Origin of the sequence: Paenibacillus sp. N3/727 (assembly GCF_022637315.1) — a bacterium.
GTDB classification, from domain to species: Bacteria; Bacillota; Bacilli; order Paenibacillales; family Paenibacillaceae; genus Paenibacillus_AQ; species Paenibacillus_AQ uliginis.
The window spans coordinates 6,312,040-6,332,570 of record NZ_CP093336.1 but is presented as its reverse complement, the minus strand read 5'-3'; the positions used below and the strand labels follow the sequence as shown (position 1 = coordinate 6,332,570).

At 43.1% G+C, this 20,531-nt stretch carries 20 protein-coding genes, 1 tRNA gene and 1 riboswitch; of the genes, 18 read left to right on the top strand and 3 right to left on the bottom strand.

Features of this window, described 5'->3' with window-relative positions; all coding sequences use genetic code 11:
• Positions 1–262 precede the first annotated feature (262 nt).
• From noc to MNQ98_RS29490, 5 genes are all read left to right on the top strand, one after another.
• Positions 263–1,081: a nucleoid occlusion protein gene (gene noc / locus MNQ98_RS29510; RefSeq protein ID WP_241931355.1), complete on the top strand. Its 819-nt coding sequence runs from the start codon at positions 263–265 to the stop codon at positions 1,079–1,081.
• Positions 1,082–1,377: 296 nt separating this feature from the next.
• Positions 1,378–2,139, top strand: a complete 762-nt coding sequence (locus tag MNQ98_RS29505; protein WP_208916841.1) for a ParA family protein — start codon at positions 1,378–1,380, stop codon at positions 2,137–2,139.
• Entirely contained in the window at positions 2,132–2,971 is an 840-nt protein-coding gene (locus MNQ98_RS29500; RefSeq protein ID WP_241931354.1) for a ParB/RepB/Spo0J family partition protein, read from the top strand. Before MNQ98_RS29505 ends, MNQ98_RS29500 begins: the two co-directional genes overlap by 8 nt.
• A 262-nt stretch (positions 2,972–3,233) precedes the next feature.
• The gene (locus MNQ98_RS29495) at positions 3,234–4,382 is read left to right on the top strand and encodes an aminotransferase class V-fold PLP-dependent enzyme (protein ID WP_241931353.1); all 1,149 of its coding nucleotides are present in this window, start codon (positions 3,234–3,236) and stop codon (positions 4,380–4,382) included.
• Between the two features lie 37 nt (positions 4,383–4,419).
• Entirely contained in the window at positions 4,420–4,920 is a 501-nt protein-coding gene (locus MNQ98_RS29490) for a DUF4446 family protein (protein WP_241931352.1), read from the top strand.
• Here MNQ98_RS29490 and yyaC read toward each other — a convergent pair.
• Entirely contained in the window at positions 4,892–5,497 is a 606-nt protein-coding gene (gene yyaC / locus MNQ98_RS29485) for a spore protease YyaC (protein WP_241931351.1), read from the bottom strand. The genes MNQ98_RS29490 and yyaC overlap by 29 nt on opposite strands.
• Positions 5,498–5,650: 153 nt before the next feature.
• Between yyaC and MNQ98_RS29480 the strand changes: the two genes are divergently transcribed.
• The 4 genes from MNQ98_RS29480 to MNQ98_RS29465 all read left to right on the top strand — a co-directional run bounded on the left by MNQ98_RS29480 (position 5,651) and on the right by MNQ98_RS29465 (position 7,275).
• On the top strand, positions 5,651–5,890 hold the full coding sequence (locus tag MNQ98_RS29480; protein ID WP_481856806.1) for a putative Se/S carrier protein: 240 nt from the start codon (positions 5,651–5,653) through the stop codon (positions 5,888–5,890).
• Positions 5,891–5,913: 23 nt separating this feature from the next.
• A complete protein-coding gene (locus tag MNQ98_RS29475; protein ID WP_241931349.1) occupies positions 5,914–6,795 on the top strand; it encodes a mechanosensitive ion channel family protein in 882 nt (293 codons plus the stop codon).
• 96 nt (positions 6,796–6,891) lie between these two features.
• A complete protein-coding gene (locus MNQ98_RS29470) occupies positions 6,892–7,110 on the top strand; it encodes a DUF951 domain-containing protein (RefSeq protein WP_208916851.1) in 219 nt (72 codons plus the stop codon).
• 74 nt (positions 7,111–7,184) lie between these two features.
• Positions 7,185–7,275, top strand: a tRNA-Ser gene (locus MNQ98_RS29465).
• A 231-nt stretch (positions 7,276–7,506) separates the two neighbouring features.
• Here MNQ98_RS29465 and mgtA read toward each other — a convergent pair.
• On the bottom strand, positions 7,507–10,152 hold the full coding sequence (mgtA, locus tag MNQ98_RS29460; protein ID WP_241931348.1) for a magnesium-translocating P-type ATPase: 2,646 nt from the start codon (positions 10,150–10,152) through the stop codon (positions 7,507–7,509).
• A gap of 323 nt (positions 10,153–10,475) precedes the next feature.
• Positions 10,476–10,647, bottom strand: a riboswitch (M-box (ykoK) riboswitch).
• Positions 10,648–11,192: 545 nt separating this feature from the next.
• Positions 11,193–11,387 carry a YjzC family protein gene (locus tag MNQ98_RS29455; protein WP_241934080.1) on the bottom strand — a complete coding sequence of 65 codons (195 nt, stop codon included), beginning with the start codon at positions 11,385–11,387 and terminating at the stop codon, positions 11,193–11,195.
• A gap of 259 nt (positions 11,388–11,646) precedes the next feature.
• On the opposite strand from MNQ98_RS29455, the gene rpsF reads away from it, so the two are divergent.
• The 9 genes from rpsF (at position 11,647) to MNQ98_RS29410 (ending at position 20,311) form a co-directional block, all read left to right on the top strand.
• The gene (gene rpsF / locus MNQ98_RS29450) at positions 11,647–11,931 is read left to right on the top strand and encodes a 30S ribosomal protein S6 (protein ID WP_208916856.1); all 285 of its coding nucleotides are present in this window, start codon (positions 11,647–11,649) and stop codon (positions 11,929–11,931) included.
• A 46-nt stretch (positions 11,932–11,977) separates the two neighbouring features.
• Positions 11,978–12,463 (top strand): single-stranded DNA-binding protein, encoded by a 486-nt coding sequence (ssb, locus tag MNQ98_RS29445; protein WP_208916858.1) that lies wholly within the window; start codon positions 11,978–11,980, stop codon positions 12,461–12,463.
• Between the two features lie 21 nt (positions 12,464–12,484).
• Positions 12,485–12,757, top strand: coding sequence for a 30S ribosomal protein S18 (gene rpsR, locus MNQ98_RS29440; protein WP_241931347.1), 273 nt, complete (start codon positions 12,485–12,487; stop codon positions 12,755–12,757).
• A 534-nt stretch (positions 12,758–13,291) separates the two neighbouring features.
• Positions 13,292–13,966 (top strand): SOS response-associated peptidase, encoded by a 675-nt coding sequence (locus MNQ98_RS29435; RefSeq protein WP_241931346.1) that lies wholly within the window; start codon positions 13,292–13,294, stop codon positions 13,964–13,966.
• 663 nt (positions 13,967–14,629) lie between these two features.
• Entirely contained in the window at positions 14,630–16,396 is a 1,767-nt protein-coding gene (locus MNQ98_RS29430) for an ABC transporter substrate-binding protein (RefSeq protein ID WP_241931345.1), read from the top strand.
• A 65-nt stretch (positions 16,397–16,461) separates the two neighbouring features.
• Entirely contained in the window at positions 16,462–17,424 is a 963-nt protein-coding gene (locus MNQ98_RS29425) for an ABC transporter permease (protein WP_241931344.1), read from the top strand.
• Positions 17,425–17,436: 12 nt separating this feature from the next.
• The gene (opp4C, locus tag MNQ98_RS29420) at positions 17,437–18,360 is read left to right on the top strand and encodes an oligopeptide ABC transporter permease (RefSeq protein WP_241931343.1); all 924 of its coding nucleotides are present in this window, start codon (positions 17,437–17,439) and stop codon (positions 18,358–18,360) included.
• 11 nt (positions 18,361–18,371) lie between these two features.
• Positions 18,372–19,349, top strand: a complete 978-nt coding sequence (locus MNQ98_RS29415; RefSeq protein WP_241931342.1) for an ABC transporter ATP-binding protein — start codon at positions 18,372–18,374, stop codon at positions 19,347–19,349.
• On the top strand, positions 19,346–20,311 hold the full coding sequence (locus MNQ98_RS29410) for an ABC transporter ATP-binding protein (RefSeq protein WP_241931341.1): 966 nt from the start codon (positions 19,346–19,348) through the stop codon (positions 20,309–20,311). Before MNQ98_RS29415 ends, MNQ98_RS29410 begins: the two co-directional genes overlap by 4 nt.
• The last annotated feature ends 220 nt before the right edge of the window (positions 20,312–20,531 follow it).

Below are 20,531 nucleotides of genomic sequence, written 5' to 3'. Positions count from 1 at the left end.
TAGAATAGAATCGTAGTACCAGTTAATAGAGGCCGGACATAAACCGGTCCATTTTTTGCTGATGTCATGAAGAATGTAATGTTTTATGCAGGGAAATGCCTGACTCTACATGGGTGATTTTTACAGTTAAGTCGTTATTCCGGCTCTACTGTAGAGATTAACAGTTTTTATGTCACTCATGTCGGCTGCCGACTTATAATCGGTATAGTAGAGAGTAGGGGCGTCGTCCATGCTATCATGAAATTAGGTGGTAATATACGGAATGAAAGAACAATTTTCGAAGTTGTTTGGCTTAGCGGCGGAACGTAATAATGGGGATGAAGTGAAGCATATTCCGGTGAATGAGGTTGTAAGCAGCCCCTACCAACCGCGTACGATTTTTGATGATGAAAAAATCGATGAATTGCTACAGACCATCAAAACACATGGTGTCATTCAACCTATTGTCGTTCGTGTCCGTAATGGCGTGTATGAGATTATTGCCGGTGAGCGTCGTTGGCGTGCGGTTAAAAAGCTGGGGCTGGATACAATACCCGCGATTGTTCGGGATTTCAATGATTCCCAAGCTGCTTCTATTGCTTTGATTGAGAACTTGCAGCGGGAAGGTCTGACGTCGATCGAAGAGGCGGTTGCCTATCAAAAATTGATCGATCTTCACCAGTTAACTCAAGAGAGTCTTGCGCAACGCCTTGGTAAGAGCCAATCCACCATTGCTAACAAAATTCGACTACTGCAGCTGCCGGAAGAGGTAAAGATGGCGCTTATGGAACGTAAAATTACAGAGCGTCATGCTCGTTCACTGCTATCTTTGGACAATGAGGAAACTCAGCTGAAGGTATTGGGTGAAGTGATAGCCAAAGAATTAAATGTTAAACAGACCGAAGCGCGAGTAGCATTTTATAAAGAAGTAACAACGATGAAAAAATCGAAACGAATCTCATACAGCAAAGATGTTCGTTTGGCTTTGAACACCATTCGTCAATCGATTGATATGGTTTCGGGATCGGGTATGGCAATTAAGACGACCGAGAACGATCATGAAGACCATTATGAGATTGTTATTAAAATTCCAAAAAGATAACGATAGTATGACATGAAAGCGTGAGAGCGGTATTCATTGTGCCGCTTTTTCTGTTGACCTAAGAAGCAGCTTAAGAGGTCTACCTCCTAGGAAGACAGATCGCATTTTTTGGAGCTTAACGCATTTATATCTTCAAAAAGTGGTTTCGTGTCCGAACCCAGCGGATTGCGCATAACCGTTCCGGTACTGTCTCTCAAAGGGCAGCCGATAATCCAAATGTGCAATATACAGCATGATTGTTGTATATCATCTATTGCAGCCTACTAGAAGAGTCTTCCTACATTGAGGTGAAATGAGTGTCTAAAACAATTGCCATAGCAAATCAAAAGGGCGGGGTCGGTAAAACGACGACTTCTGTCAATCTGGGCGCGGGACTGGCTTCGCTAGGCAAACGGGTGCTTTTGGTGGATATTGATCCCCAAGGGAACACGACCAGTGGTGTCGGCATTAATAAAGCAGATGTTGAAAACTGCATTTACGATATTATCATTAACGAGGTACATCCGAAGGATGCTATAAATCCAACGAATATCGAAGGACTGGATATCATTCCTGCAACCATTCAGCTCGCTGGGGCGGAGATTGAACTTGTTCCAACGATTTCACGTGAGGTCCGGTTGAAGAAGTCTCTTCAGTTGGTTAAACCCAATTATGACTATATCCTGATTGATTGTCCTCCGTCACTTGGCATTTTGACGATTAACTCTTTGACGGCTGCGGATTCGGTCATTATTCCGATTCAATGTGAATATTATGCGCTGGAAGGGTTGAGCCAGCTGCTGAATACAGTGCGCCTGGTACAAAAACATTTGAATACTTCTCTCAAAATTGAAGGCGTACTTCTAACCATGTTGGATGCTCGGACTAATCTGGGAATTCAGGTGATTGAAGAAGTTAAAAAGTATTTTCAGGAAAAAGTGTACAAGACCATTATTCCAAGAAATATCCGCTTAAGTGAAGCTCCTTCTCATGGACAGTCGATCATAACTTATGATCCTCGTTCCAAAGGAGCAGAGGTATACTTGGAGTTGGCAAAGGAAGTGATCTCTTATGAGTAAACGTTTAGGAAAAGGGTTGGATGCGCTTATTCCTTCTTTGTCTATTAACGAGGACGATAAAGTCGTTGAAATTCCGCTTAGTCAGTTACGGGCCAATCCGTATCAGCCTCGGAAAACGTTCAATGAAGAAGCGATCCAGGAGCTCGCTGAGTCGATTCGGCAGCATGGTGTGATTCAACCGATTATTGTACGCAGTGTTCTTAAGGGATATGAGATTATTGCCGGTGAACGCCGTTTCCGAGCATCTCAATATTGTGGTAAAGCTACGATTCCAGCTGTCGTCCGTTCTTTCAGTGATCAGCAAGTTATGGAAATTGCTCTGATTGAGAACCTCCAGCGTGAGAATTTAAATGCAATGGAAGTGGCAGTTGCATACCAAGGGTTAATGGAACAATTTTCCTTAACGCAGGAAGAGTTATCTATGAAGGTAGGTAAATCACGATCGCATATCGCTAACTTTTTGAGATTGTTGTCTTTACCAGAAGAAGTGAAGGAAAATGTTTCACGTGGAACATTGTCAATGGGACACGCGCGGGCGATCGTGGGATTGAAAGATCCTGTGCTCGTTAAACAATTAGCGAAACAGTGTGTGGAACAAGAGTGGAGTGTTCGTGAACTTGAAGAAGCGGTGAAAAACTTGGATCGCAAGTCCGAGGAAAAAGATAAGGTGAAAGTGAGAAAACGGGATCCTTATATTGATCACCTAGAAGAAAATTTGCGCGATCGGTTCAAAACAACGGTTAAAATAAAACACAATAAGGATAAAGGGAAGATCGAGTTGAACTATTATAGTAAACAAGATTTGGAACGATTACTCGATCTGTTGCAATAACTTCACTTTAGGAAAAATATGTTTTAAAATAATGTAAGCTGCTAAAATAATCTATGACGAAATTGTTTCGTCTAATTATAACTTGCTAATTTGGAATATCACATCTTGATGGGGAAAGACATGTCGGTGTTCCTTAACAGGAACGAGGCATGTCTTTCTTATTGTGAGAAATGAAAGGCTGCACACATTCTTATATTCTTGCGGAATGAATCACTCTGAATTGGATGGTTAAATCGTTTCGTTGGATTGAAGGAGATGCGGAATGGACTCAGTCATTTATCTGGACCACGCGGCCACCTCGTGGCCAAAACCTCCGGAAGTGATGGAGGCTATGAAGTCGGCGATGAACGATGCGGCTGCTAACCCAGGGCGTGGAAGTCATCGCATGGCTTTGAATGCATCAAGAGTGCTTTACAACACACGTAGAATATTAGCGGAATTGTTCGAAGTCAATAACCCTAATGATATTGCGTTGACCTCGAATACGACAGAGGCGCTGAATTTAGCGATCAAGGGATACCTTGGTGAAGGTGATCACGTCATTGCCACGATGATCGAGCATAATTCAGTAAGGAGACCGTTGGAGTATTTGAAAAGGACCCGAGGAATAAGTGTTGATTATATTTCGGTTGATGCAGATGGGCAAGTGGACTTAAAAGAGGTAGAGAGAGCATTTAAAACGAATACTCGGCTTGTCGTTTGTTCACATAGTTCAAATCTGCTTGGTTCAATACTCCCTGTGAAAGAGATTGGGGATTTGGCAGCTCGCCATGGAGCCGTACTCCTTGTTGACGCGGCTCAGAGTGCAGGGATGCTTTCAATTGATGTGACTGATATGAATATCGGTATGCTGGCTTTTCCGGGTCATAAAGGGCTTCTAGGGCCTCAAGGGACAGGAGGGCTCTATATCTCTCCGGATATAGAATTGGAACCGTTGCTACATGGTGGGACTGGTAGCCAATCCGAAGCAGTGGAGCAGCCGAGTGTGAGGCCAGATCGATATGAGGCAGGGACGCCGAATACGATTGGTTGTGCAGGTCTTCAGGCGGGTGTGAAGAAGGTGTTGGAATGGACACCGGAGAAAATCTATCACCATGAATGGGGACTCACACAACGGATGATGGAGGGGTTGTCCTCTATACGAGGGATGAACATATTAGGTCCAGGTTTAGGGATGCCAAGAACGGGAATCGTATCCTTTGTGATAGAACAGAGGGATGCCTCCGAGCTAGCATTTAAAATGGATCGGGAATATGGTATTGCCGTACGTGCAGGCTTCCATTGTACTCCGCTGGCGCATATGGCGGTAGGCACGGAAAACACTGGCGCTGTTAGAGCCAGTGTTGGGTTATGGACTAGCAAAGAGGATGTTGACATCATGGTGGATGCCATGGCTAAAATCCAGGCCTGATCGACAGATCAAGATTGAGGAGAAGGAATGAAGAAGTATGTCTGAATTAAATGAATTGATTATGGAACAACTTCATTGGTTTGTCGTCGGAATGATCGTCATCATCTTGACTTTATGGGTAACCGTAATCGCCCAAGGTGCAAAGGTTCGCAAAATGCGGCGTAAATATGATGCGATGATGTCCGGTAGCGGAGTGGAGGATCTGGAAACACTGCTCCTCAATCTGAAAATTCAAATGGACGCAATTGAAGAGGAACAAGGGAATAATCGCTCACATCTGGATACTATAAGCCAAACTTTAAAAGGGGTAAAGTCCAAAACGGGTATCGTAAGATACAATGCTTTTGGTGAACGGGGGAACGATTTGAGTTTCTCTATAGCCATCCTAAGTGAAAAAGGGGATGGGTTGGTACTTACCGGCCTATATAACCGGGAAAGTTCATTTGTATATGCCAAACCGTTGAAAAACGGCGAATCCCAGCATTCTTTATCTCCTGAGGAAAAAGAGGCTATACATCTCGCACTGCAAGAAGGGTAGTGCGATTCCATTCCTTCATAGCAGAGAAAAGGCAGTTGGCAATAATATCAGACAGCCGCATAACGAGACTTAAACGAGTGTTTTGTAATACGAAGTATTCCATAAAGCCGCCGACATTGACGATGCCAGTTACATGGATATCGCCGACCGGCGGCAATTCTTTATGTACACCTGCACCAGGACGCAGAGGGCCGTCTGAAACTTGAATAGATCCAACGCTTGCCGATTGGCCGAGACAGGCATCGATACCAATGATAAAGGGATTGTCGAATTGTTCATTTATCATAGTGAGCGTTTCTTTCAGGTTCATAGCGTGCACAGGCTCGTCCAAGGTGCCATATAAATGGAACAGCGAGCTGTTGTAACGAGAGAGAGCGGTACCGACAAGTGGACCAAGGCAATCTCCAGTAGAACGGTCCGTGCCGATGCAGACGATGACTAATGGACGGCGTTGAACTCCTGAGGATAGATGATAGAGCAGACGATGAATAATAGCGGAATGGATTTCAGGATCGGTATGTGGTATTTTTAAGCTTGAAAACTCCTGACGGGGTGAGTGTTTAGATAAATGGTTCATAGATAGAATCTTCCTTTCGTCTGCGAATGGTAGTATCAGTATATGGATGAAAGAATGTTTTTATACTTCCAGATTGGCAAAAGAAAGATTAAAATGTTCATAGACTAGTGATCAATAGGGAAGAGGTATTTGGAGGTGTGCGGTGTGTCAGGTATGATGCTGATCGCTTTCGATTCTACGCAGCAAGCGCTTAGGGCGGAAATGCTGCTGGATTACGCAGAAATTGAAATAGATTTATTTCCGACACCGAAAGAGATTACAGCAGGCTGTGCATTATCAATTCAGTTTCCACCCACTGCGTTAAAAGAGGTAAAGGAAATCATCACCCATGAAAAGGTTGAGATCCGGGGGATTTTTGCGCAGAATGACAACGAGAGTTATATAAGCATCTAGAGCAAGATGGGGAGGAGTACCAGATGGGAAATCAAGATGGTTTATTACCGGAGGAGACCGGGAAAGCTCTGGAGGAGGCCCTTCAAATGAGTGATGTTTTTTGGAATTGGATAACCGATGCAGATATGTGGATGGGTGTATTATTTGCCGCAATTCGAGTACTGGTTATATTTCTACTAACCCGTCTCATTATACGAATTGTATATAAAATGATAGATCAGTTTTTACAGAAACAGGAAAAAAGTAAAATTAGTGTGAATCCACGTCGTTTTGTTACGGTGGGAGAACTTTTAAAAAATGTAACGGCATTCGTTTGTAACTTTGTAATGGTACTGATTATTTTGTCAGAGTTTAATTTTGAACTCGGGCCGCTGTTGGCCAGTGCAGGTGTACTTGGATTAGCAATCGGTTTCGGGGCACAAAGCTTGGTTAAAGATGTAATAACTGGGTTTTTCATTATATTGGAGGATCAGTTTGCTGTTGGTGATATGATCAAGAGCGGAGAGTTCAGAGGTACGGTAGAAGTAATCGGTTTGCGTACAACTCGAATCACTGGATTGAATGGGGAAACGTATATTATTCCTAATGGATTGATTACGAGTGTAACGAACTATTCTGTATCCAATTCGCTTGCGGTCGTAGATCTGCCGGTGAAGAATGAGAACCGAGTGAATGAAACGTTGGCGCTTATTCAACGGGCACTTGAGGGCATTGCAGAGCGTCAGCCTGAGCTGCTGCGAGATCCTGAGGTGCTCGGAATTCAGTCGCTGACAACGGCTGAATACGTGGTGAGGATTGTAGGGGAATGTCATCCGAATTCACGGGGAGTTGCTGAACGGGAAATTTTCAAGGATATTAAACAGGCATTTGAAGAGGACGAGCTGTGTCAGTCTTCACAAGGATAATGGTTAGATCATGGTTTGAAGCTTGATGGCATGAGTTATAGTGTATAGAATAGATAACAACATAACGGTGCAGAACAATCTAAAGGGGGAGAGGGTATGGAACGCAAGGTGTTTCAATTGGGGGATGTTGTTCAGATGAAAAAGCCCCATCCCTGCGGAAATAATGAGATGGAGATCATTCGTATGGGAATGGATATCCGGGTCAAGTGTACGCGTTGCCAGCATAGTGTACTCATTCCGCGAGCTAAATTTGAGAAGAATATGAAGAAGGTGTTGCGGTCTGCAGCCGCAGATGGTGGAATCGTCGAAACTTGATCGCATGACAGCAAGCACTTGATAGCAGAAGTATTGACCTGATTCGTAAGACATGTTATAATCAATCGTGCTGCGGAAAGGTACCCAAGAGGCCCAAGGGGGCTGACTCGAAATCAGTTAGGCGTCGCAAGGCGTGCGTGGGTTCGAATCCCACCCTTTCCGCCACCTATCGTTAAAGCCTGCTGTTATGCAGTTTTCAGTACGAAATGTGATCCGCAAGCTGATCGAAATACATACGGTATGTGCTAGCTAATTCCGAAGCACCTTACTGATTACGGAATACCCTCTACGTGATTATCGCGTAGGGGGTGTTTTTTCGTTATGGATAAAAAAAGACGACTTTCAATTCAAAAAATGAATCGAGAGTCGTCTTTTTTGAAAACCAGTAACAGAAGCTTATAACCATTCGTTAAACTTACGAATGTACCATTTCTTCACAAGCTGCGTCAGTGCACAATAGCTTAGCAAAATGCCTAATAACCAAGGGAAATATTGTAGCGGTAACGGTTGTAAGCCGATACTTTCGCCAAAGACTGAGAACGGAACATAGATGCCTGCAATCATAATAGCGCTGGTTAGCAGCATGACGGGCATGCTGGCGCGGCTTTGGAAAAATGGTATTTTCTCAGTACGGATCATATGCACGATCAGTGTTTGTGATAATAGTCCTTCAATAAACCATCCGGACTGAAACAGCGATTGATCTGCTGCGGTATTGGCTGCGAATACGAAATACATGACAAAAAAAGTGATGTAATCGAAAATAGAGCTGATCGGGCCTATAAAGATCATAAATCTTCCGATAGATTTGGCATCCCATTTCTTTGGTTTTGCCAAGAACTCTTTATCCATACGATCCCAAGGGATGGAAAGCTGTGAGATGTCATAGAACAGATTTTGAATGAGTAGATGAATCGGCAGCATTGGCATGAATGGCAAGAAGGCGCTGGCGCCTAATACACTGAACACATTGCCAAAGTTAGAGCTGGCAGTCATTTTGATATATTTAATAATGTTGCCAAATGTTATACGGCCTTCAATCACACCTTGCTCCAATACCATTAAGCTTTTCTCAAGCAAAATAATATCAGCCGATTCCTTCGCGATATCTACTGCCGTATCTACCGAGATACCTACATCAGCATCCTTCAGAGCGGCAGCATCGTTGATCCCGTCTCCCATAAATCCGACAGTATGCCCCTTGCTTTGCAGCGCACGCACTATTCTCGCCTTCTGCATCGGATTTAGTTTGGCAAAAACGGTTGTTCTCTCAGCCAGATCAGCTAGTTGCACGTCAGAGAGGTTCTCAATTTCATTGCCTAGCACAATCTGATCTGCCTGCAGACCAACATCTTTACAAACTTTGCGAGTGACTGCTGCATTATCACCTGTAAGCACTTTGATCTCCACGCCGTTTGTTTGCAAAGCTTGAATTGCGGCCGCGGAGCTTTCCTTTGGTGGATCAAGGAATCCGATAAAGCCAACTAGTACTAAATCCTTTTCATCCTTTACTCCATACGGTTCATCATTGGGTGCGGACTGTTTCATAGCTACGGCAATTACACGTAAACCTTCTGTGTTTAATTTTTGTACAAGCTGTTGTACATTGACGTGAATTGTCGGTGTAATTGGGATAACTTGTCCGTCATCAGACACGTGTGAGCAGATGCTGAGTATTTCTTCCATCGCGCCCTTACAAATGAGAACATGTCCATTTTCCTTTTTCTCCAATACGACAGACATCCGGCGACGATTGAAATCGAAAGGGATTTCATCAATCTTGGCATAATTGTTCTCAGCACCTAGCATGTCTGTTAGTTCAGCATGCTCTAACACGGCGACATCGAGCAAATTTTTAAGCCCGGTCTGGTGAAAGCTGTTCAGATAAGCACATTCCAGCACTTTAGCATCTTCATTGCCATGAATGTCTAGGTGTTTTGATAGTATAATCTTGTCTTCCGTTAGCGTCCCGGTTTTATCCGTGCATAAAATATTCATAGCTCCTAAGTTTTGGATTGCATTGAGACGCTTAACGACAACTTTATTGCGAGCCATAGCATTTGCGCCTTTGGCCAGATTGGCAGTAACAATGACCGGCAGCATTTCTGGCGTTAATCCGACGGCAACAGAGAGAGCGAAGAAGAAGGCTTCGATCCAGTTTCCTTTAGTAAAGCCGTTGATGAAGAAAATAATAGGCACCATAATGAGCATGAAACGAATAATGACGAAGGTGACGCTGTTCACCCCTTTATCAAAACTTGTCATCGGCCGCTTGCCAACAAGTGTCTTGGCCATGGAACCCAAATAAGTGGAAGCTCCGGTAGAAACAACAATAGCTGTTGCTGTGCCGCTAATAACATTGGTCCCCATATAACACATATTATTAAGCTCTAACGGGTTTGTTGGCATTTGGTATCTATTTCTCGCTTTGCTTCCATCGTGAGGCATCATGTCTTGTTTCTCAATCGGCAATGATTCCCCGGTTAGAGAAGACTCGCTGACAAAAAGGTCTTTCGATTCGATTAATCTTGCATCTGCTGGAACTAGGTCGCCTGCTGAGAGGTGTATCACATCACCAGGCACCAATTGCTCCGTATCGATTTCCTTTCGGATAGATTGCCGGGTGACAGCCACGGTTGTTTTGACCATCGCCTTCAGTTTTTCAGCGGTTCGGATGGAACGAAACTCCTGAGTAAATGTAATGAGTACACTGATGGAAACCAATGTGCTGATGATAATAACGGCTTCTATATCATTGGTAAAATAAGAGAACACATCTAATCCGAGTAAGATCAGAATAAATGGATTTTTAAAGCACAACAGCAATTGAATATACCATGCCGGTGGCTTTTCAGACGCAATCTGATTGTTTCCATATTGATCAAGTCTATTCTTGACTTCGGATTCAGAAAGCCCCTGAGGATTTGTGGAATACTCCTCCATCAAATCCTCTGCAAGACAAGTAGAGGCATAGATTAGGCGCTTTGAGATTTCTTTGTTCATTGTTTCGTTGTTCAATTTTTGTCTCTTTTGTTTTTTCATTTTGATTCCCTCCCATACAAAAATAAACACAAAAAAAGCTCTCCCCTGAATCAGGGAGAGCTGACCTTATTTATGTTCATCCTTGCATTCGTATGTCAAATACGCATACTTAAGCAGACCCGCCCTGGCTGTGAGGGCAGATGGAAACAGAAGTATGGGAAACATACCGATGCAAAGAGAACATGGTTCTCCCTTTTCGCAGGATTTAAATTTATACGTGCACTTCGACTACTAGGACTACCGTCCATGGATTGTTTCCCCCCTTTAAACAAATAAAATACCCTCTAACAAAGCTAGAGGGCTAATGAATGCATACAAAAAATATTCGCTCCCCTAGCCGAGTTTTGGCACTATACAACGTAAAGAGAATTATTTTTCTTAGCCACCTTATGAAAAGCCTTAATTCGGCAATCCCTGTTCTACCCATGGGCATCTTTCGATATTTCTGGGCAGTGGCCTGTGTTTGTATAGGAGCCTCACCTAACGAGGACATATTAAATTCAGTTGAATCTTACCCTTATAGTCTCTGAATTGTCAACCACCAGATGTTGGTAAATCAAATAGGTTATATATCCTATCATGTGCAGCATGTGATTTTATGTTATAAAAATGGTTTGATTACATTCGTGAACCTCTTGTTGTTTACCAACGGGAGATTGTGGATTGTTTCCTTCTATTTATAGAAGGAAAAGAAGGACCCTTTCGGGTCCTTCCACTGGTTAGGCGGTGCTTGTGATATGGAATCTATAGCTTACACATTCGCAATACCTTGGTCAATCAGCCTTTACTTGTCCAGTACGGTCAAGCGCTTTGCTTATTCCCTCCGCATGCTACCCGTGCAGAGTAAGACCCTATGCGTAATTCAGCTGCGTTGTCCAACGGAACCACACCTCTCTCATTGCACCGCCTAATGATATTGTGTGTAATTAGCGGATTGTTATACATGATGAGAAAAAATATTTTTCGGCACAGCGTGGGATTCCCCGATATTATGGAAAAATACACCCTGTAGCCAGCTGGTCATAAAATCGCTGTACAAATTACTTAGGCTGAATCCGTCTTTTGTTCATCCATACACGGTCATCATTCCGATTGTCGGGGAACTTGTCTCCCTTTTTAAGCTTAACCTGCTGTGGATTTTCAATGCCCATAATATGGTCTTTTACACCGACTTCGATGTATACACCGTTGTTGGGAGCTATCTCGCCGCTGTGGAACTCACTGCGTTCACCCATCATGATTCCTCCTTCAATTATAATGAGATGCTTCCTTAGGGTGCACCTACGAACCAGGAAACATGGCAGGGAAAGAGCGGAAGAGCATACATGAGGCTTATGAATAACAGACATAATTAGCGTCGATCCTTTTACGTTCGACAAGGAAAAGAAACTTGCATCCGATCATCCGTTCTGATATATTATTATGGTGCGAGTTTACGCTCGTTCCTTGCTCCCAACATGATTGGGGGCCGAAGTCCATAAGGAGGTGAAAGATATGCGCAAATATGAAGTGATGTACATTATTCGTCCTGACATTGAGCAAGAAGCTGTTCAAGCGGCAGTCGATAAATTCCAAGGCATCATCTCCAACGGCGGAGAAATTACAAAGCACGACGTAATGGGTAAACGCCGTCTTGCGTATGAGATCAAGAAATTCCGTGATGGCGTGTTCGTTCTGGTGAACTTCAATGCAACACCTGAAGTTATTACTGAACTTGAGCGTATCATGAAGATTTCTGACGAAGTAATTCGTTATCTCATTACGAACGACGTAGCCTAAGACCGAGGGATTTTTGTAATGAATTCGTTCTAAGGAGGGGATTGGATTGTTGAACCGTGTCATTTTGATCGGCCGGCTAACCCGGGATCCGGAGCTGCGCTATACGCCAGCAGGAGTAGCGGTCACACAGTTTACGCTTGCCGTAGATCGTCCATTTACTGGACAAGGCGGGGAACGAGAAGCGGATTTTATTCCGGTCGTTACCTGGAGACAGCTTGCTGAAACGTGTGCCAACTATCTGCGCAAAGGCCGTCTGACGGCTGTGGAAGGGCGCATTCAAGTGCGGAATTACGAGAATAACGAAGGTAAACGTGTATACGTCACCGAAGTGATTGCCGATAATGTCCGTTTCTTGGAATCGAACCGAGATAGCAGCGGAGGCGGCGGAAATCGTGAGGAATCGTCGTTTGGCGGAGGAAGCAGCAACAGCGGCGGAAACCGTGGAAACAACAATAACTCGCGCAACAATCAGGATCCTTTTTCCGATGAAGGAAAACCGATCGATATTTCGGATGATGATTTGCCATTTTAATAAAGGAAGGACTGACAAAGCATGGCTTTTAAGCAAAGAGAAGGCGGAGACAACGACAAAAGACCGGCACGCCGTGGCGGCCGCAACAAGCGTCGTAAAGTTTGTTTCTTCACTGTGAATAAAATTACTCACATTGACTATAAAGATATTGATTTGCTCAAGAAGTTCATCAGCGAGCGAGGCAAAATTTTGCCACGTCGTGTGACTGGAACTAGTGCAAAATATCAGCGTGCCTTGACGATTGCGATCAAACGCTCCCGTCAAATCGCATTGCTTCCATACACTACGGAGTAGTTCTTCGTTAAGTGAGAAAAGCAGCTCAGCCTATATGGCTGGGCTGCTTTTTTTGTGTTGATCATGTATATGAATAGGTGGGAGGGATAATTTGTCCACTTAGCACGGACAAATGTTCATAAAGTGTAATGTTGTTGAGTAGTTCAAGAATTTATTCAAGAGAAATAATAAATGTACAAATGTCTCTTCTGAATGGACAATGATTTTACGTGAAAAATATAACTTGAATTTTAAATACTTGAAGTGACAATAGACAGCATGTAAAGGTCATCCGTTTATCTTCTGAAACCAGCTATTATGAATATTTCTCTCTATTAAAAAGAAAAGCCTTGATGAATAGGTGATGATGTAAGCTTGTCTTTTCCCATAAGACGTTAATCATGTGGAGATCCATGAAGTGAGGATAGTTGAAGGAAAGTGCGCTACTGTAATTGTTGAAGGATCAAAAACAAATGTCTCCTCATAGGAAACAACACTCTCTCATGCATAATATCCCTCTTTTATCCAAACGATAAGGAAAAGGAGGGATTTCTGATGTGCAGACGATTTTCAATGTCCGCTGGTATAGATGAGATAGGTAAATATTTTGAAATTAACAGGGTGATGTATTTTTATAAGAATCGTTACAATATCAGTCCGACTCAAAGTGTACCGGTGATTCTTCATGACCAAGGTGAACGGGTGCTTGATGAATACCGGTGGGGATTGGTTCCATATTGGGGCAAGGATGCGGTGAATGCAGACCTGAGTACTGTGGATCAAAATCCGACATACCGAAAGGCAGTCGATTTACGGCGTTGCGTTATTCCGTGTAATGGCTTCTACTACTGGCGGACTGTGGGGAAAAAGAGTTATGCCGTAAGGGTAGTAATGCCGAACAATGAACTGTTTGGAGTTGCAGGTCTGTATGAAACTTGGCGGAATGCTAAGGGAGAAGAAATGAGAACCTGCACTATGCTGATGACAGGGGCTAATGTGTTCATTCGTGAATTTGAGGAGCGCATGCCGGCGATTTTGTCTGCAGAGAGCATGGAAACTTGGTTAAATCCTGAGTGCAAAGGATTCAACAATCTGCAACCGCTGCTAAGATCCTATGATGGGTCCATGCGGATTTACCCGGTAACACCATTGGTGGCTAATGACAATCATGATCATCACCAGTGTATAGAAGAGATGGATCTCAAGCTGGCTTGGGTTAAAAATTTGTAAAGGCATAAAATGTTAAATTTCAGTTGATTGTTAAGTAAAATAAACAAACTGCCAAACAACCCGGTGAATCGGGTTGTTTTTTTGTTATAGAGTTAAATCTAACCGTTTATTAAATGTTACATGAAAAACTTCTTAGACGAACAAACACGAATATTTGGGTTAGTCTTTATTCCCTCAATATGACCTATAATCATCATTTTAACACAGGAAAGCATACATGCGTCAAAATAACTGCATTTTATGTTAAATAACCTAACACGAAAACCTCTTTGAAAATTTGCAAAAAGAAAATTTGTGAAAAATTTATGAACAAAACATTAAATTTTCCATATTTTCTGAAAAAATCATAAGCAAGAAATTTGACTTTAACTACATTTTGTAAACTAAAATCAACGATTAAAAACATTTTTTTTAAAAAAAATTCGAAAAAGTAATTGACGTCACCTATTTTTACACGTATCATAACATTAATTTTACAGAGATGAAGATATTGTTAGAGACTTTGGTACTAAATTGACCAATGGTATATTTTTTGGGAGTTTTTAATACTTTTAACATCATGCTACTGAACATCCTAGATTCACTAACCTGTAATTATTTAAGGATGATTTCCAAATTATCCTAATAATTTATAAGCAACATTATTTTAGAAGGAGGATTAGCATGAAAAAAAGAATGTCGCTATTGCTGGTAATTATGTTATTTGCCATTTCTGTACTGGCAGCATGTTCCGGCGGCAAGACCGATGAGCCAAAAAAAGGGGAAGAAGCAGGTCAAGAAACACCGAAAACTGAAGAGGGTAAAGACAAAGAAGAAGCACCCGCTGCAGAAGGTGAAGATCAAAGCCAGGGATATTTTGAAGCAACAGATCCTTCGAAGAACCCTACAACTGCAACAAGCCGTAAAGATACACTGATCATTGGTATGACATCACCTAAGGGTGTATTTAACCCATTCTATTGGCAGACAGCATATGACAGATATGTTGTTGACGCTGTATTCGATGCATGGCTCGTTCTTACAGATGACGGAACATACGAAAACCGTCTGGCTGAGAAAATCGAAGTTTCCGAAGACAAGAAGAAGTACACATTTACACTGAAGCAAGGCGTTAAATATACTGACGGAACTCCTGTTACTGTTAAAGACTATGCATTTGCACTGAAGGTTCTTCATGACAGTAGTTATGATGGCCAATCCGATATCCATACCGTGAATATTAAAGGCGGTAAAGAGTATTTCGAAGGTACAGCAAATGAAATCTCTGGCGTTAAGATCATTGATGATTACAACATCGAAATTGAAGTTACAGAACCAAATGCAATGACAAAAGATAACCTGGGAACGATCTATTTCTTCCCTGAATCTTACTATGGTAAGGAATACAAGCAAGGCCACCTGGAGTATATGAAAGATCTGCACGCGAAGCCAATCGGCAGCGGTCAGTATTCTGTAAAGAGTTTCAAACCAGGGCAAGAAGTAGTATTTGAAGCTAATCCGGATTACTTCCTGGGCGCACCGAAAGTTAAGAACATTATATACAAGACTACAACAGATGAAACCAGATTGGCTATGTTTAAGTCTGGCGAAATCGATGTCGATATGGTTAGTGTAAACGCTGACTCTGTTGAGGAATTGAAATCCTATGGTTTCTTGGATGTAAACATCTTCCCAACTAATGGTTATGGATATATTGCATTGAACCACAAGGATCCTAAATTCCAAGATCAAAAAGTTCGTCAAGCTCTCGTGTATGGCTTGAACCGTGCCGAAATCGTAGAAATTATCTATGGTGAATATGGTAACGTCATTAACATTCCGCAGTCCAGCTTGTCTTGGGCTTACACACAAGATGGTATTGAAACATACGATTTCGATACAGAGAAAGCGAAACAACTTTTGGATGAAGCTGGCTGGGTTCCAGGCGCAGACGGTATCCGTGAGAAAGACGGAGTAAAGCTTGCAATCAATTTCTCCGCTACAGCTGACAACCCGGTTGTAGAAGCTTTGATTCCAGTTATGACTCAGAACTACCAAGAACTTGGTATTAAACTGTCTTCCGAAACACTGGATTTCAACGCAATCATGGATAAGAAAGACAACGGCGATTTCGATATGTTCTTCGCAGCTTGGGGCTTGACTCCAGATCCAGATTCCACTGTATATCTTACAGGCGGAGCACAGAATGATATCGGATTCTCCAACAAAGAGGTAGACAAGTATAACAAAGAAGGTCTGGCAGCTATGGAACTTGATGCACGTAAGGAAGCTTACAAGAAGATGTACCAAGAGCTGAACAAAGATATTCCAGACATCTTGGTATATCAAAGACGTGATATGTGGGGTATTAACTCCAGAGTTAAAAATCTGAATATTACACCGTACAAAAACGTTGCACTTGATCTGTACAAAGTTGAATTGGAACAATAACAGCAGGATAATATGCTCAGCTCGCAAGAGCTGGGCATATCCACTTATATGCCGGGAGGAATAATATGAAGCAGTACATTATTCGGAGGCTGCTGCAGATCATCCCGACCTTGATCGGGATATCTATTCTTGTATTTGCAATATCCGCTTTGGTACCAGGTGATTATATTACGGCACAGAACAACCCGAACATGTCCGCAGAAAGAGCGGCTCAGCTTCGGGCCATTTACGGTTTAGACCAACCTCCAGTAGAGCGCTACTTTACTTGGGCCGGTAATATGTTGCAAGGTAACTTTGGAGATTCTCTACAGCACAAGCAGCCCGTTACAACAGTCATTGGCAATTATGTCTGGAACTCATTTATTATCGCCTTTTTCAGCTTGATGCTAAGCTGGATTATTGCTATTTTTGCAGGTGTTCTTTCTGCAAAATTCCAATATTCCTTCTTGGATAAGATGATCACATTGTTCGTATTTTTGTGTATGTCGCTCCCATCTTTCTTTCTCGGACTACTTCTCATTAAGATTTTTGCCTTGGATCTCGGGTGGTTCCCTGTCGGCGGTATGACTACAGCTGGTTTGGAAGCTACAGGATGGGCATACTTTGTTGACGTTGCCAAGCATGGATTCTTGCCGATTGTCGTATTGACAATGCTGAGTACAGGCAGCTTGACTCGTTATTTCCGTACCAGCATGCTGGAAGTGATCCGTCAGGATTATATTCGTACAGCACGGGCCAAGGGATTGAAAGAGCGTACCGTCATATTTAAGCACGCGCTTCGTAATGCGATGCTTCCGGCCATTACTCTGATGGGATTTGAACTGCCTGCACTTTTCGGTGGTGCTATCATTTTGGAGAAGATCTTCATATGGCCAGGGGTTGGACAGGTATATCTGGAATCGATCACTATGCGTGACTATCCGTTCATGCTCGGATTTACGTTGTTTACATCTGCCCTGACACTCGTTGGTAACCTGATCTCCGATGTGTTGTACGGAACGGCTGATCCAAGAATTCGCTTAAAGTAGGAGGAGATTCATTTGTCCGTTGAGGCTGCACCAATAAAAACGAATCTACAAGTTCCTAAGAAGCAGCCAGATTCCCCATGGCGAATGGCGATTCGCCGGTTCGCACGAAACCGACTGGCTTTAATAGGACTTATTATTTTGATATTTATGTTTCTACTATGCTTTATTGGACCGCTATTCTCGCCTTATTCACTCTATGAATATAGCGTAAAAGATAAGAACCTGGCACCAAGTGCAGAGCACTGGCTCGGTACAGATAAACTGGGCCGTGATGTTATGCTTCGTATGATGCTGGCAGGTAGAATTTCACTTACGGTTGGTCTCGTAGCTACCGGTATTTCTGTTATTATCGGTTCAACACTCGGAGCACTGGCTGGATTCTATCGTAAAGGCGTAGATACACTTATTATGCGTATCGCTGATATTTTCTTGGCTATGCCGTCTCTCCCAATCCTTATTATCATGGGTGCGGTATTGTCTGACCTTAAGGTTGAACCGGAAAACCGTATTTATTTCCTAATGCTGCTTATCGGTGTACTGGGATGGAGTAGTCTTTCAAGGCTCGTACGCGGCCAAATATTGACGCTTCGCGAACAGGAATTTATGCAGGCAACGGAAGCTTTAGGCCTACGGGACCGTCGCAAAATTTTCCGTCATCTGCTGCCGAATACCGTACCGATTATTATCGTATCCGCTACCTTGGGTGTGGCCGGAGCTATTCTTTACGAATCGGCTCTTAGTTTCCTCGGCATCGGGGTTGTTCCACCGACTCCGTCCTGGGGTAACATGATATCGGCTGCGAACAATATGATTGACTTTAATAAGAGACCGTGGCTGTGGATTCCACCAGGTATGTGTATTCTTATCACCGTTGTAGCGATCAATCTGATCGGCGACGGACTTCGCGACGCACTTGACCCTAAAATGAAGAAGTAGGAGATGCGATAATGGCTAAAGAATTATTAGAATTCCGCAATTTAAAAACGCATTTTCATACATCCGCAGGTATCGTGAAAGCCGTTGACGATGTCAGTTTCAAGATTCGTGAAGGCGAGACGCTGTGTGTAGTCGGTGAATCAGGCTGCGGAAAAAGTGTGACGGCCATGTCATTAATGCGTTTGAATGATGTACCTCCAGTTGGGGGAGAGATCGTATTTGAAGGTAAAGATCTTCTTAAAATGAACAAACGGGATATGAGCATGATTCGTGGTAACGAGATCGCAATGATCTTTCAGGAGCCGATGACTTCCTTGAATCCCGTATTAACGATCGGGGAGCAAATTGCCGAGCCGATCATTCTGCACCAATTGGTTGACCGTAAGGAAGCACGTAAACGTGCAATTGAACTGATTAATCTTGTCGGAATCCCTCGTGCCGAGAAAATTTATGAATCGTATCCACATGAACTCAGTGGTGGTATGCGCCAACGGATTATGATCGCGATTGCGCTCAGTTGTAATCCAAAGCTGCTCATTGCCGACGAGCCGACAACGGCACTTGATGTTACGATTCAGGCACAAATTCTGGACTTGATGCGTGATATTAAGGAAAAATTCAACACTTCTATCATGTTGATTACGCATGACCTTGGAGTCGTGGCGGAAATGGCCGATTATGTAGTTGTTATGTATGCCGGTAAAGTAATTGAAGAGGCTCCTGTTATTGAGCTGTTCCAGAACCCGAAGCATCCGTACACTAAAGGACTTTTAAAGGCCAAGCCAATCATTAACCAAAAGCAGGACCGTTTGTACTCGATACCGGGGCAAGTACCTAATCCGATTGAGCTCGGTAATAACTGCCATTTCCACGACAGATGTGAGTCTTGCATGAATATTTGTGTTGAGAAAGAACCTCCGCTTGGCATTGATCCTAACGGTCATAAGGTTGCATGCTGGCTGTACGAAGAGGAGGGGCAAGCGAAATGAGTCAAGCGTTAATTGAAGTTACTGATCTGAAGAAATATTTCCCCATTACGGGTGGTGTGTTCTCGCGGACGGTTGGAAACGTAAAAGCCGTTGACGGCGTAAGCTTTTCGATTAATCGCGGTGAGTCCTTTGGACTCGTTGGAGAATCAGGCTGTGGGAAAAGTACCATTGGTCGTACGATTCTTCGCCTGCTTGAGAAAACGGATGGACAAGTTGTTTTTAATGGCCAGGACATCCATAAATTATCTAAAGAGAAGATGCGCGCAATGCGTCCTAAAATGCAAATTGTATTTCAGGATCCGTTCAGCTCACTCAACCCCAGAATTAAGGTAGGGGATGCGATCGGTGAGGCGCTTCTCGATCACGGGCTTGTCAATCGTAAAGATTTGAAGGCCCGCGTTATTGAAACGTTGGAGATTTGCGGATTGTCTGGCTATCACTATGACCGGTTCCCGCATGAATTTTCAGGTGGGCAGCGTCAGCGGATCGGTATCGCGCGGGCATTGATCCTGAATCCGGATTTCATCGTAGCCGATGAACCGGTATCCGCACTTGACGTATCCATTCAAGCGCAGATTATTAACCTGCTGAGTGATCTCCAAAGAGAGAAACAACTCACTTATCTGTTCATCTCTCATGATCTCAGTGTTGTAGAACACTTATGTAACCGTATCGGTGTTATGTACCTGGGGTCCATGGTAGAGATGGCAAGCAAGGAAGAATTGTTTCGGAATCCGCTTCACCCGTACACGAAAGCTCTTCTATCGGCAATTCCGGTTCCTGATCCGACATATAAGCGTGATCGAATCGTTTTGAAGGGCGATATTCCAAGCCCAGCAAATCCGCCTTCAGGTTGTAAATTCCATACCCGTTGTCCTCTTGCATCTGACTTGTGCAAACAACAGATACCGGAGTACCGTAACATGGGTGACGATCACTATGTAGCTTGTCATTATGTATAAAATAACCTTATAAATATCCATTATTAGAAAAAACAGCGATAGGGAAACCTATTCGCTGTTTTTTAGAAATAAGTATAAACAACGGAGTAAACAGCATCCTTATCTCGCAAGAAAAACTACCGCTAAATGCGGTCTGTCTTCATTGAGTTACGTCGATAGACGTTTTTGTTAAAAAAAATAAAAAAATAAAAAAATTGAAAAAATTGCAGACCAAACAGCC

Coding starts and splice junctions, on each gene's coding strand:
- MNQ98_RS29480 (WP_481856806.1), top strand. CDS start 5,651: ATGATGCTGATCGCTTTCGATTCTACGCAGCAAGCGCTTAGGGCGGAA.
- MNQ98_RS29495 (WP_241931353.1), top strand. CDS start 3,234: ATGGACTCAGTCATTTATCTGGACCACGCGGCCACCTCGTGGCCAAAA.
- rpsF (WP_208916856.1), top strand. CDS start 11,647: ATGCGCAAATATGAAGTGATGTACATTATTCGTCCTGACATTGAGCAA.
- MNQ98_RS29470 (WP_208916851.1), top strand. CDS start 6,892: ATGGAACGCAAGGTGTTTCAATTGGGGGATGTTGTTCAGATGAAAAAG.
- MNQ98_RS29455 (WP_241934080.1), bottom strand. CDS start 11,387: ATGGGTGAACGCAGTGAGTTCCACAGCGGCGAGATAGCTCCCAACAAC.
- MNQ98_RS29415 (WP_241931342.1), top strand. CDS start 18,372: ATGGCTAAAGAATTATTAGAATTCCGCAATTTAAAAACGCATTTTCAT.
- MNQ98_RS29490 (WP_241931352.1), top strand. CDS start 4,420: ATGTCTGAATTAAATGAATTGATTATGGAACAACTTCATTGGTTTGTC.
- rpsR (WP_241931347.1), top strand. CDS start 12,485: ATGGCTTTTAAGCAAAGAGAAGGCGGAGACAACGACAAAAGACCGGCA.
- MNQ98_RS29430 (WP_241931345.1), top strand. CDS start 14,630: ATGAAAAAAAGAATGTCGCTATTGCTGGTAATTATGTTATTTGCCATT.
- MNQ98_RS29435 (WP_241931346.1), top strand. CDS start 13,292: ATGTGCAGACGATTTTCAATGTCCGCTGGTATAGATGAGATAGGTAAA.
- MNQ98_RS29500 (WP_241931354.1), top strand. CDS start 2,132: ATGAGTAAACGTTTAGGAAAAGGGTTGGATGCGCTTATTCCTTCTTTG.
- MNQ98_RS29410 (WP_241931341.1), top strand. CDS start 19,346: ATGAGTCAAGCGTTAATTGAAGTTACTGATCTGAAGAAATATTTCCCC.
- mgtA (WP_241931348.1), bottom strand. CDS start 10,152: ATGAAAAAACAAAAGAGACAAAAATTGAACAACGAAACAATGAACAAA.
- noc (WP_241931355.1), top strand. CDS start 263: ATGAAAGAACAATTTTCGAAGTTGTTTGGCTTAGCGGCGGAACGTAAT.
- MNQ98_RS29425 (WP_241931344.1), top strand. CDS start 16,462: ATGAAGCAGTACATTATTCGGAGGCTGCTGCAGATCATCCCGACCTTG.
- yyaC (WP_241931351.1), bottom strand. CDS start 5,497: ATGAACCATTTATCTAAACACTCACCCCGTCAGGAGTTTTCAAGCTTA.
- MNQ98_RS29475 (WP_241931349.1), top strand. CDS start 5,914: ATGGGAAATCAAGATGGTTTATTACCGGAGGAGACCGGGAAAGCTCTG.